The 12,074-nt window shown below is 62.7% G+C and carries 11 protein-coding genes and 1 pseudogene; 6 read left to right on the top strand and 6 right to left on the bottom strand.

The features are described from left to right. Nucleotides 1-29: 29 nt before the first annotated feature. Complete coding sequence (locus AC0VX3_RS23400) at nt 30-347, bottom strand: DUF1127 domain-containing protein (RefSeq protein WP_475522533.1); 318 nt, start codon at nt 345-347, stop codon at nt 30-32. A 264-nt stretch (nt 348-611) separates the two neighbouring features. Between AC0VX3_RS23400 and AC0VX3_RS23395 the strand changes: the two genes are divergently transcribed. Together AC0VX3_RS23395 and AC0VX3_RS23390 are read left to right on the top strand one after the other, a co-directional pair. Beyond that, nucleotides 612-1,487 carry a LysR substrate-binding domain-containing protein gene (locus AC0VX3_RS23395; RefSeq protein ID WP_348145389.1) on the top strand — a complete coding sequence of 292 codons (876 nt, stop codon included), beginning with the start codon at nt 612-614 and terminating at the stop codon, nt 1,485-1,487. A gap of 164 nt (nt 1,488-1,651) precedes the next feature. Beyond that, complete coding sequence (locus tag AC0VX3_RS23390) at nt 1,652-2,542, top strand: LysR substrate-binding domain-containing protein (protein ID WP_475522532.1); 891 nt, start codon at nt 1,652-1,654, stop codon at nt 2,540-2,542. A gap of 45 nt (nt 2,543-2,587) precedes the next feature. On the opposite strand, the gene AC0VX3_RS23385 is transcribed toward AC0VX3_RS23390, so the two are convergent. The 3 genes and pseudogenes from AC0VX3_RS23385 to AC0VX3_RS23375 all read right to left on the bottom strand — a co-directional run bounded on the left by AC0VX3_RS23385 (nt 2,588) and on the right by AC0VX3_RS23375 (nt 5,601). Then, a complete protein-coding gene (locus tag AC0VX3_RS23385; protein ID WP_475522531.1) occupies nt 2,588-3,505 on the bottom strand; it encodes a DMT family transporter in 918 nt (305 codons plus the stop codon). A gap of 151 nt (nt 3,506-3,656) precedes the next feature. Further along, nucleotides 3,657-4,794 (bottom strand): annotated as a pseudogene (locus AC0VX3_RS23380) (alpha-hydroxy acid oxidase). Between the two features lie 18 nt (nt 4,795-4,812). Beyond that, entirely contained in the window at nt 4,813-5,601 is a 789-nt protein-coding gene (locus AC0VX3_RS23375; protein ID WP_475525238.1) for a FadR/GntR family transcriptional regulator, read from the bottom strand. Between the two features lie 205 nt (nt 5,602-5,806). Here AC0VX3_RS23375 and AC0VX3_RS23370 point away from each other — a divergent pair, with 205 nt between their 5' ends. Then, a complete protein-coding gene (locus AC0VX3_RS23370) occupies nt 5,807-7,075 on the top strand; it encodes a DUF3422 family protein (RefSeq protein WP_475522530.1) in 1,269 nt (422 codons plus the stop codon). 132 nt (nt 7,076-7,207) lie between these two features. Here the strand turns inward: AC0VX3_RS23370 and AC0VX3_RS23365 are convergent, their stop codons facing one another. Continuing rightward, the gene (locus tag AC0VX3_RS23365) at nt 7,208-7,603 is read right to left on the bottom strand and encodes a c-type cytochrome (protein WP_475522529.1); all 396 of its coding nucleotides are present in this window, start codon (nt 7,601-7,603) and stop codon (nt 7,208-7,210) included. A gap of 183 nt (nt 7,604-7,786) precedes the next feature. Then, on the bottom strand, nt 7,787-8,731 hold the full coding sequence (locus AC0VX3_RS23360) for a LysR family transcriptional regulator (protein WP_342891119.1): 945 nt from the start codon (nt 8,729-8,731) through the stop codon (nt 7,787-7,789). A 180-nt stretch (nt 8,732-8,911) separates the two neighbouring features. On the opposite strand from AC0VX3_RS23360, the gene AC0VX3_RS23355 reads away from it, so the two are divergent. The 3 genes from AC0VX3_RS23355 to AC0VX3_RS23345 are packed head-to-tail and all read left to right on the top strand — an operon-like array spanning nt 8,912 to nt 12,036. Beyond that, nucleotides 8,912-10,393 carry an FAD-linked oxidase C-terminal domain-containing protein gene (locus tag AC0VX3_RS23355; protein WP_475525237.1) on the top strand — a complete coding sequence of 494 codons (1,482 nt, stop codon included), beginning with the start codon at nt 8,912-8,914 and terminating at the stop codon, nt 10,391-10,393. Nucleotides 10,394-10,405: 12 nt separating this feature from the next. Further along, nucleotides 10,406-11,632 carry a glycolate oxidase subunit GlcE gene (gene glcE, locus AC0VX3_RS23350; RefSeq protein ID WP_475522528.1) on the top strand — a complete coding sequence of 409 codons (1,227 nt, stop codon included), beginning with the start codon at nt 10,406-10,408 and terminating at the stop codon, nt 11,630-11,632. A 44-nt stretch (nt 11,633-11,676) separates the two neighbouring features. Beyond that, nucleotides 11,677-12,036 carry a DUF4870 family protein gene (locus AC0VX3_RS23345; protein ID WP_342891116.1) on the top strand — a complete coding sequence of 120 codons (360 nt, stop codon included), beginning with the start codon at nt 11,677-11,679 and terminating at the stop codon, nt 12,034-12,036. The last annotated feature ends 38 nt before the right edge of the window (nt 12,037-12,074 follow it).

Raw genomic sequence — 12,074 nt, 5'->3', positions numbered from 1 at the left:
TCCGGGAACGGGTCCCGGTCGTCGTGGGGTCAGGCGGCCAGTTGGCCATCCTTGCCTGCGCGCTGCGGGCGGGCGAGGGTCAGCGCCGGCCCGGTCAGCGGAGCGTTGGCGGCCAACCTCGGGCGCGGATGTGCCGCGGCGCCGCTCAGAAGAGATGTCGGATCGCGATAGAACGGCTGTGCCATTGCGCGTCGAACATCGCTCCGGGTCAGGCCGATGTCGTTCAACTGCTCGTCGGACCAGGTCTTCAGCTCAGCGAACTTGCGCCGGTTGTTGTATACGCGCCAGACACGGGCAGCCATCTGCCCGGTGAGAGCGAAAAACGGGGTGCTTGCGATATGTGTCATGGCAAAAATCTCCTGTTGGCGACCGGAGGAAGTTCCGGCAGCCCGTTCCGCGCCAGTGCCTGGCAATCCTTGTGTTGGAACACCCTCTAGATGGATGGTTTCCAGACATTAATCCAACGAATGTTTGTGATTGAAACAATCGTTTTTTGTGATGTTTGGCGCGAGGCCGCCTCTCCACACGGGTGAGGGCAGGCGGGTAGAAAACATTTCCCGTTCGAATGGATGGCGTGATAGGCATGAGAATATCTTATAAGTGAGATGCCCATGCTCGACCTCGACCAGCTCCGGACATTCGTGGCCATTGCCGAAAGCGGCAGCTTCACGCGCGCCGCGGAGAACGTACACAAGACCCAGTCCGCCGTGTCGATGCAGATGCGCCGGCTGGAGGAACGCATCGGCAAACCGCTGTTTGTGCGCGTGGGACGTCAGTCCCGGCTGACCGAGCACGGGGAACGCCTGCTGCATTACGCGCGCAGGCTGGTTCAGCTCAATGACGAGACGCTGGCGGCCTTCGACGACACGGAGTTGGCGGGACTGGTCCGGCTCGGCACGCCGGACGACTACGCCGACCGGTTTCTGCCGGAAATTCTGGCCCGGTTTTCCAGATCCAATCCCAAGGCGGAAGTGAGCGTGGTCTGCGCACCGACGCCCAATCTTGCGGACATGATCGCCGAGGGCGAACTGGATGTCGCCATCATCACCCATGTCCAGAAGAAGGGCCGCAAGAATGTCGACGTTGTGCGCCGCGAGCCGCTGCTGTGGGTCGTCTCCGCCCGCCACGCGGTAGAAAACGAATCGCCGCTGCCGCTCGCGCTCGGTCGGGCGACCTGCGACTGGCGCAAGGCGGCGATCAGCGCGCTCGCCGATCAGATGCGCGAACACCGCCTGCTCTATTCGAGCTGGAACTCGACCGCGGTCGGGGCCGCGGTGCTGGCCGGGCTCGCCATTTCGGTGTTGCCGGAATCGGCGCTTCGCTCCGGCATGCGGGTGCTGACGGAAACCGACGGCTTTCCGAAATTGCCGGAGTGCGAGATCGGCATCATGCGGTCATGGCACAACAGTTCGCGCGTCACCGATGCTCTGGTGGAACATATTGTCTCGTCGCTGGACAATCTCTCCGTTCCACAAGCTGCTGAATAAACGAGCTTATTGAATTAGCTGTTTTGGTTCAGGATGTTATAACAATTATCGATTTTCCGGACGACAAGATGCAATTGATTTTTCACAGATTGTGATGTAATCTCGCCTGATCAATTCGCAAATCAAATAGCCCACTGATACGGGGCTCATGTTCAGGGTCCTGCATGAATCACGCATTAGATATCGATCAGTTGCGCACGTTTCTGGCGATCGCGGAACTTGGCAGCTTCACCAAGGCCGGTGAGGCAGTGCACAAGACCCAGTCGGCCGTGTCCATGCAGATGCGCCGTCTTGAGGACCGTGTCGGGCAGCCGATCTTCATCAAGGACGGCCGTCAGTCGCGGCTGACCGAGGACGGCTTGCGGCTTATCGAATTCGCCCGGCGCATGATCCTGCTGAATGACGAGACCCTGTCCGCTTTCAACGGCCACAAGGAAGTCGGACACGTCAAGCTGGGCGTGCCGGACGACTATGCGGACCGGTTGCTGCCGCAGGTTCTGGCTGCCTTCAACCGTCTCAATCCGTCGATCGAGGTGCAGGTGGAGTGTGCGTCAAGCGCCAAGCTGACCGACGCGATCCGCGACAGCGCTCTTGATGTCGCCATCACGACATCGGGCGACACGATGGACATCAGGGGCGAGATCATCCGGCGGGAGCCACTCTACTGGGTCACCTCGACCCAGCATTCGGCTCATACCCAGGACGTGGTCCGGCTTGCGCTTGGCCCGGCGAGCTGCTGCTGGCGGCGGCTGTCGATGGATGCCCTGGACCGGGCAGGACGGAGCTACCGGGTGTCCTATACCAGTTCCAGCGCAGCGGCTCTGGTCGGGGCGGTTCAGTCCGGTCTTGCGGTAACGGTGTTCCCGGAAAGTGCGATTCGCGACGGCATGCGGATTCTCGAGGAAAAGGACGGATTTCCATCGCTGCCGTTCTGCGACATTGCCCTGTTGCGTTCCGGCGGGGCGCGTGATGCGATGCACGACACGCTGTGCAATCATCTGGTTGCGGCGATCGGCAATGTCGGCAATGGAACGGGCCAGTTGGCGGCCGAATAACCGCGTCCGTCGGCGCTTTTTCACTGCGTTTCGGATTGCCGGGTTTCAGCGGGCGCGCAGCATCATCAGGTTGCCGCCCAGCACGCAGACCAGACCCGCGGCGGCGAGCGGGGTCCACTGATAGTCCTCGAAGACGGTCGATACCGTCAGTGCCACCACCGGAAACAGCACCGTTGCGTAGCCGGCCCGGGCCGAGCCGATGCGTCCGAGCAGCGTCAGGTAGGACGCGAATGCGATGACCGAGGCCACGACGGCCAGATAGGTCAAGCCGCCCAGATACCCGAGGGACCATTCCGGCGCGAAGCTGTGGCCGCGCACGGCCGAAAAGAGCCCCAGAAAGATCATCCCGTAGACCATGCCCCAGGCCGTTGCCGGGGTCACGCCGATGCCCCGCCGCTGGGTGTCGGCCGACAGCATGTTTCCCAGACAGAAGGACAGTGTTCCGCCGACGCAGAAGGCCAGCCCGAGCGCGGCACCGGAATTGAATTCCGTACCCGTCAGCTTGGGCAGGAACATCAGGCCGATGCCGGCGAAGCCGAGACTGCCGGCGCCAAGCGCAATCAGGCTCGGTCTTTGCCCGAACAGCACCAGTCCCAGAAACAGGTTGAAGATCGATGCGGTGGAGAAGATGACGGCCAACAGGCCGGAGGGCAGGGAGGCCGACCCGTAGTAGAACAGCGTGAAGTTGGTCGAGAAAATCAGGGCGCCCAGGCCGGCGAAACGCAGGTGATCCCGAAATCCGAAAGACAGATTGTGGCCACGGTAGCGCGCCCAGACCATCATGATCGCCGATGCCAGCACAAAGCGCCAGAACACGGACACCTCGGCAGGGACGGTCGCGACCTGACCCTTCATGGCAACCCAGCTGAATCCCCAGGCCATCACGGTGACGGCATAAAGGCCGTAATCCGTGGTGGTGAGTCCGTTGGACACGGGACGAAGGGCAGGAGAGACTGTGCTCATGACGGGCCGAATTGTTGGGAAACCGGCCACAATGTGAGCTGCCCGACACTTCAGCGCAAATGATTGTTTGTGATATTTTCATCAAGAAGGCGAATATGTCCGCGCCCGGCCTCCTGCGTTCGAAGGAACGCGGGAGGCCGGGCCGCAGGGATCAAAGCACCAGGTTGTGCCGGCCCGCGTTGCCGATGTCGGTCTCGCCGCACAGGCCCATGGTGACATCCAGCTCCTTGCGCATGATCTCCAGAACCTGGGTCACGCCGGCCTTTCCCCTGGCACCGAGGCCATAGATGAAGGCACGGCCGATATAGGTGCTGCGGGCACCCATGGCGACGGCTCTGAAGACGTTCCTGGCCGGAGCGGATGCCGCCGTCGAAATGGACCTCGATCCGGTCGCCGACCGCGTCGACGATGTCTCCAAGAACATCATAGGAGGCCAGGGCACCGTCGAGCTGGCGGCCGCCATGGTTGGAGACGACGATGGCGTCGGCTCCGATATCGGCGGCGATTTTGGCGTCCTCGACATCGTTGATGCCCTTGAGGATCAGCTTGCGGTCCCAGTGTTTCTTGACCCACTCGACCGAAGACCAGTCAAGGGAGGGGTCGAACTGGCTGTTGGTCCATTCCGCCAGCGAACTCATGTCGTCGACGCCCGAAACGTGACCGTGAATGTTGCCGAACTGGCGGCGGCCGGTCTTCAGCATGTTCCAGCACCAGCGGGGTTTCAGTGCCAGGTCGGCCAGCACCAGCGGATTTGGCTTGGGCGGCGCGCTCAGGCCGTTCTTGAGGTCCCGGTGCCGCTGGCCGAGAACCTGGAGATCGAGCGTCAGCACCAGGGCCGAGCAGCCGGCGGCGTCCGCGCGCTGCATCAGGCGTTCGGAAAAGCCCCTGTCGCGCATCACGTAGAGCTGGAACCAGAAGGGCGACTTGGTGTGTTCGGCAACGTCCTCGATGGAGCAGATGCTCATGGTGGACAGTGTGAAGGGAACACCGAATTCTTCCGCCGCCTGAGCGGCCAGAATCTCGCCATCGGCATGTTGCATGCCGGTCAGTCCGACCGGGGCAAGGGCGACGGGCATGGCCACATCCTGGCCGATCATGGTCGTCTTGACGGAGCGATTGTCGATGTTGCGGGCGACGCGCTGGCGCAGCTTCTGGCGTTGCAGGGCGGCTTCGTTTTCCCGGTAGGTGCTCTGCGTCCACGATCCGGTATCGGCATAATCGTAGAACATCTTGGGCACCCGGCGACGGGCCAGGGCCTGCATATCGGCAACATCGGTGACAAGGGTCATTGAACGTCCTCCCGGGACTCAGGAACGATGGATGGATTTTTCTGTTTCAGGGCGCCTGAGGCCGGCGAGCTGTTCCCGCCGGTCCAGATTTTCAGCTTCGGCAAGAGTGCCGCGAACATAGTCGATATGATCCTGCGAGGCGCGTCTGGCGCGATCGGCGTCACCGGACCGGATGGCATCGGCGATGGTGCAATGCTGGCGCAACAGCTCGATGCGGGCGCTCGGATGATCATAGAGCCGGCCCCTGTCGTAAAAGACGCCGTTCTCCAGCAGCCGGTAACAGGATCTCAGCGTGTGCAGCATCACCACGTTGTGGGTGGCGTCGCCGACCGCATGGTGGAACGCCACATCCAGACGGCTTTCCATGGCAAGGTCGCCGATATCGTGGGCCTTGCGCATCTGGCCGACTATTTCGTCGAGCCGGCCAAGGTCGGAAGGCGCAGCGCGCACGGCGGCAAGAGCGGCTGCCTGCCCCTCGATGCCGCGCCGGAATTCGAAATAGTCGTTTCTCGCGGACGGGTGGCGTGCGATCAACTGGATGATCGCTTCCGAAAAGATCGGTCCGATCAGGTCCGCGACGAAGGTTCCGCCGCCCCGCCGGGTCTCTATCAGCTGGCGCTTTTCCAGGATATTCAGGGCATCGCGCAGCACCGGGCGGGACACGGCCATCTGCTCCGCAAGGTCCCGTTCCGCCGGCAGACGGTCGCCTGAACGCAGCACACCCTTGAGGATCAGGTCCTCGATCTGCTCGACCGCCCCTAGGGCGGTCTTCCGGTGGTCGACAGGCTGGAACAAGCGCTCTGGTATCCTCGTGTTGGCGCGGACGCTAGCGCCACAGGCGCAATTGGTCAAATTTTTTAACCAGTTTTGACGGCAGGAGCCGCGTGAAAGGCGCGGTGTGACAATATTGAGGGTTGGCTTCCACCATGCCTTGGGGGAAGGTGACACACCACGAACGCGTGTTCATGCCAAGGGGGGCATTTTGGATCAGGGGTCTGAAAACGGGTCGTCCTTGCCCAAGTTCAGAACATCGCCGTTGCGCGAGAGGGTTCTGGGCGAAGTTCATGCCCGACCATTCCGGCCGATGAGCGGTGCGCGCTCGGTTCTGCTCTACGCCTTTCTCACCAATGCGGACGAAGCGGCAAGCGACGAAGCCTGGCTGACGGAATTCTGTATCTCGCGCGGGGGACATGGACCGGCCGCGGGCACCCGCCATCACACGATCCCCTTCGGCGGCGGAACGCTGAGCTGGGAACAGCATGCCGAATTCACCACCTATTCCTGGGACGGCCCGGCCGTTCAGGGCGGCATCTTCGAACAGTTGCCGCGCTCGCATCCGTTCGGGGCCGCATTTCGCGCGCCGGGTGACCTGCTGGTCGCCGTCCGGGTGGAGGTGCGGGACGAGAGCGAGTCGGAAGACTGGCGGCGGCACTTCGACGGCGGCAGCCTGACGGTCTCCAATGTGGAAGACAGCGCCGCCCGGGTGGCCACCGACTTTCACCAGGATGGCGACGGGCTGACCCGGTTTCTGGTCTTCAACCGGTCCCTGGGCGCTGTCCAGATGGGCGCTGTGGTACAACGTCTTCTGGAAGTGGAGACCTATCGCACGCTGGCCATGCTGGGCCTGTTCGAGGCAACCAGGCTCCAGCCGGATATCCGCCGCTTCGAAATCGAGCTCGCCGAACTGACCGGCCAGATGCGGGACAGTTCCGCGCTGGGCGCCAACCAGGGCCTTCTGGACAAGTTCATGGCGCTCGCCGCCGCGCTGGAGGCGGGTGCGACCGCCAGCACGTTCCGCTTCGGTGCCAGCCGGGCCTATGCCGAGATCGTCACGGCCCGGTTCCAGACCTTGCGCGAACAGGCAGCCCCCGGAGAACTGTCCCTGGCGTCGTTCCTGGTACGCCGGCTGGCGCCGGCGATGCGCACCTGCCAGGCGATAGAGGACCGTCAGGCGATGCTGTCGCGCAAGCTCGCCAGGGCGACGACGCTCCTGCGCACCCGTGTGGATGTCGAACTGGAAGAGCAGAACCGCAGCCTGCTGCAGTCGATGAACCGGCGCGCGCGCCTGCAGCTCAGGCTGCAGCAGACCGTCGAGGGGCTGTCGGTCGCGGCCGTGAGCTACTATGTGGTCGGTCTGATTTCCTACCTCGCCAAGGCGGCCAAGGGCGCGGGCCTGAACGTGCCCGATGCCAATATCATGACCGGTCTGGCCGTGCCTGTCGTCGTCCTCGGGATCTGGTGGACGGTGCGCAAGATCCGTCACCGTCATGATGAGGACTGACCGGCTGGGGTCTGCGGACAATCAGGTTCGGGCGCGCGGCGCCGTTGCGTCCGGGATGGCCGGTTCGAAGGGCTTCAAAATAGAAAAGGCCGGGAATTCCCGGCCTTATCCAGATGCGGTTCCTGCTGGAGCCTATTCGCTCGTGCCGTCTTCCTTGAACTGGGCCAGATAGGCGATCACGTTTTCACGATCCGCTTCCTTGCGCAGGCCGGCAAAGGCCATCTTGCCCTTCGGGATGACGTCCTTCGGCTTCAGCAGATAGGCGTCGAGCGTTTCCACGTCCCAGACCTTGCCGTCGCCCAGTTCAATCAGAGCCTTGGAATATTTGTAATCCTCGACCTGGCCCCAGGGACGGCCGACAATGCCGTTGAGCTGCGGGCCGACCTTGTTCTTGGCCTTCTCTCCGACAGCGTGGCAGGCGGCGCATTTCTTGAATACCTTCTTGCCCTTTGCAGGGTCGCCTTCGGCGCTTGCCTGAACTGTCAGGGCCAGAAGCGCGGTTCCGGCGATCATCAGCAGTCGCTGCATGTGTTTCTCCCTCGATTTGGGTGTGTTCAAACCCGTTGGAACTGAACAGGATCCGGCTCGCGGATGCAAGCGACGCAGCGTCGCAGACCGTCACCGCACGATCCCGCATTTCCGGCAAGGCATCGCCGGTTTCGCAAGTTCGGCGCCCCATTGAAAACCTGTCTGGCTCGCGCGCGGCCGAGGTCAACCCGCCCGGGCCGTGTTCGGCAGATGCAGCCATTCCTCCAGCCCGGTATCCCAATAAGGCGATGAGCCGTAAAGGTTTGCGAGAAAGTCGATGAACACGCGCACCTTTGCCGGCAGGAACTGGCGGCTCGGATAAACAGCGTAAAGGCCGACATCCTTGGAAGCCCTGTACTGGGGCAGCAGGATCTGAAGCTTGCCGTCGCGCAGGTCCGGGCCGACGTCCCAGGTTGACCTGAGCGCGATGCCGATACCCGCCAGCACGCATTCGCGCACCACCTCGTTGGAGTTGGTCTTGACCGGCGACTGTGTGCGCACGGTCTCGATGCCGTTCGGTCCTGCAAGGCGCCAGGGGTCCTGATTCGTGGCGGCGATAGTCACGTGGTGCGCGACGAGATCCTCGATGGACTCCGGTTTGCCGCATCTTTCGATATATTCCCGGCTGGCGCACAGCACCCTGTGAACGGGCGCCAGTCGACGGGCAACCATGCTTGAATCGGAGAGTTCGGCGATCCGGATAGCCAGGTCATAGCCGTCACCGACGATGTCGACAAAATCATCCGACAGATCGAGATTGACCGACAGGTCGGGGTTTTCGGTCAGAAACTTGCCCAGATGCGGGGCGATGTGCAGACGGCCGAAGGAGGTGGGCACGGCCACCTTCAGATTGCCGCGCGCCTTCGCGGACCCGCGGGAGACAAAGGTTTCAGCCTCTTCCACCGACGCCAGGATGGCGACGACGCGTCCATAGAAGCCCTGGCCGGCCTCGGTCATCGCAATCTGGCGGGTGGTCCGTTGCAACAGGCGCGTTCCGAGTTTTTCCTCCAGCCGCCGGATGCGTTTGGAAACCACCGCGGGCGACAGGCTCATTTCGCGTCCGGCCGCCGACATGCTGCCGGCGCTCACGACGCGCGCGAAAATCTCCATGTCGGTCAGGTTGCTCATTTTCAATCTCTCAGAAAGACAATTATTCTTGTCCGATTGCCTTGCCCGGGCTTGCGGACCGCCGGCTTTTGGCGAACCTTGTACCCGGACCGTTTCTTGGCCGTCACATGTTACGACAGGCCTACCCCGACGGATCAACGTTGTACACCAGAAGGAGTCGACCCGGTGACCGCAATTGCGATGCCAGCGCCCGATCAGGCCGTGATCGCGCGCCGCAAGGAAATCCTGAGCGCGCTGCAGGCCATCGTGCCGGGAGAGGGCGTGATCCACGACGAACGCGAAATGCGGGTCTATGAAACCGACGCGCTGACGGCCTATCGCCAGCTGCCGTTGATCGTTGTCCTGCCGGAAACCGTCGATCAGGTGTCGAAGGTGCTCAGGTATTGCCACGACAACGATGTCAAGGTGGTGCCGCGCGGCGCCGGCACCTCGCTGTCGGGCGGTGCGCTGCCGCTGGGAGACGGTATCCTCTTGTCCATGATGAAATTCAACCGGGTCATGGACATCGATTTCGACAACAGGGCCGTGGTCGTCCAGCCGGGTGTCACCAATCTGGGCATCACGCGGGCAGTCGAGCACGAAGGCTTCTACTACGCCCCGGACCCGTCCTCCCAGATCGCCTGTTCCATCGGCGGCAACATCGCGGAAAATTCCGGCGGTGTGCACAGTCTCAAATACGGGCTGACCACCAACAATGTGCTCGGCCTGGAGATGGTGCTGATCACCGGCGAGGTCATCCGCCTGGGCGGCAAGCATCTCGACAGCGAGGGGTACGACCTGCTGGCGCTGATGACGGGGTCGGAAGGACTGCTTGGTGTCGTGACGGAAGTGACCGTGCGCATCCTGCAGAAACCGGAAACCGCGCGGGCCCTGCTGATAGGGTTCCCGACGAGCGAGGACGGCGGCCGCTGCGTGGCCGACATCATCGCCGCCGGCATCATTCCCGGCGGCATGGAGATGATGGACAGGCTTGCCATTCACGCAGCCGAGGACTTCGTCAACGCGGGCTATCCGCGGGACGTTGAGGCGCTCCTGATCGTGGAGCTGGACGGTCCGGAAGGCGAGGTCGATTATCTCATCGGCCATGTCGAGGAAATCGCCAGGACCAACCAGGCCAGTCAGGTGCATGTTTCCGAAAGCGAAGAGGAACGCATGACCTTCTGGGCCGGGCGCAAGGCGGCCTTTCCGGCGGTCGGACGGATCTCGCCCGACTACCTGTGCATGGACGGCACGATTCCGCGCCGCGAATTGCCTAAGGTGCTCGCCCGCATGCGCGAACTGGGCGAGAAGCACGGGCTCCGCGTCGCCAATGTCTTTCATGCCGGTGACGGCAACCTGCATCCGCTGATCCTCTACGACGCCAACAAGCCCGGGGAACTGGAGGCGGCCGAGGCCTTCGGCGCGGATATCCTGCGGCTGTGCGTGGAGGTTGGCGGCGTGCTGACAGGCGAGCATGGCGTCGGCATCGAAAAACGCGACCTCATGACGGACATGTTCACCGAGGACGACCTGAAGCAGCAGCAAAGGGTCAAATGCGCCTTCGATGAAAAGCATCTGCTCAATCCGGGCAAGGTCTTCCCGCTGCTTCATCGCTGCGCCGAACTCGGCAGGATGCATGTCCACAAGGGACAGTTGCCCTTTCCCGATATCCCGCGTTTTTGAGGAAATTTCCGAATGGATGCATCGTTCAAGCCGCGTGCAACGCAGCAGGTTGAAGACGCGGTCAAATGGGCGGCAGCCGAAGAACAGCCTCTGGAAATCGTCGGGCACGGATCCAAGAGAAAGCTCGGCCGTCCGGTTCAGGCAGCCCATGTCCTGAACCTGTCCGATCTCACCGGCATCGACAGTTACGAGCCGGCGGAACTGGTGCTGACCGTGAAGGCCGGGACCCCGGTCGCCGAGATCGAAAAGCTGGTCGACGACAACGGCCAGGAGCTGTCCTTCGAGCCGATGGATTATGGCCCTCTGCTCGGCGGCGATCCCGGCCGGGGAACCATCGGCGGCGTGCTGGCGGCCAATCTTTCCGGTCCGCGCCGCATCAAGTCGGGCGCCGCGAGGGATCACATTCTGGGGATGGAAGCCGTTTCCGGCCGGGGCGAAATCTTCAATTCCGGCGGCAAGGTGGTCAAGAACGTCACCGGATACGATCTGCCGAGAGCGCTGTGCGGGGCGTTCGGCACACTGGCCGTGGCGACCACGGTCACGCTCAAGGTCAATCCGAAGCCGGAAACCTCCGCGACCTTCCTGCTTGGCGGACTGAACGAGGCGGACGCCGTCAAGGCCTTGTGCCGGGCCATGGGATCATCCGCGGAAGTGTCCGGGGCCGCCCACTTGCCCGCGGACCTGCCCTTCGGCCCGAACGGTGATCTGCCTGGCGGCCTTGGCGGCACGTCCGCCAGGACCCTGCTGCGCCTGGAAGGGTTCGAAACCTCGGTCGATTACAGGTTCAGGACGCTGGAGAAGCTTCTCGGGGATTTCGGCACGCCCGACCGGCTGGAGGCGCCCCAATCCGAAGAACTGTGGCGCAACATCCGGGACGTGAAGGTCTTTGCCGGCTCCGGGACCCCCGTGTGGCGCGTGTCCGTCGCGCCTTCGGACGGTCCGCGCCTGGTGGCGCGCCTGAAGGCCGCGTTCGATGTGAGCGCGTTCTATGACTGGAGCGGCGGTCTTGTCTGGTTGTCCTGCAACGACGGGGCGGTGCACGACGGCGAAATCCGCACGGCGATTGCCGCGGCCGGGGGCGGCCATGCGACCCTCGTGCGCGCCGATCCGTCCGTGCGCGCGAACGTCGCCATATTCCAACCCCAGCCCGATGCTCTGGCGGCGCTTTCCCGGCGCCTGAAAGGACAGTTCGACCCCAAGGGCATTCTAAACCCTGGACGAATGGTCACAGGTGTGTAGTCTGATCAGTCTATTTTACGTGGATATTTTTTGCGGAGACCAAAATGGATCAACAATCCGATGCGGCAGGCTATATTGAGCCCGGCGGCAAGAATGTCACCCTCGTCTACATTCTTTATCTCCTGAGTATTCTGATAGGTTTCACGTCGCTGATCGGCATCATCTTCGCCTATCTGAACAGGGGCAAGGCCGGCGGCTGGGTCGATACACATTACACCTTCCAGATCCGCACATTCTGGATCGGACTGCTGGGCAGCCTGGTCGGCATTCTGCTGACCTTCGTGGTCGTCGGCATCTTCCTGCTGATCGCGCTTTTGATCTGGATGATCATCCGCTGCATCAAGGGCCTGCAGCTTGCCTCGCGCGGCGAGCCTGTGCCGGATCCGCAGACCTGGCTGTTCTGATAGTTCTTGACGATCGAACACAAGACCCGGCCACGGGA

This window comes from Roseibium sp. QJM3NY_11, assembly GCF_056173175.1.
This window is presented reverse-complemented; position numbering and strand designations above follow the sequence as displayed.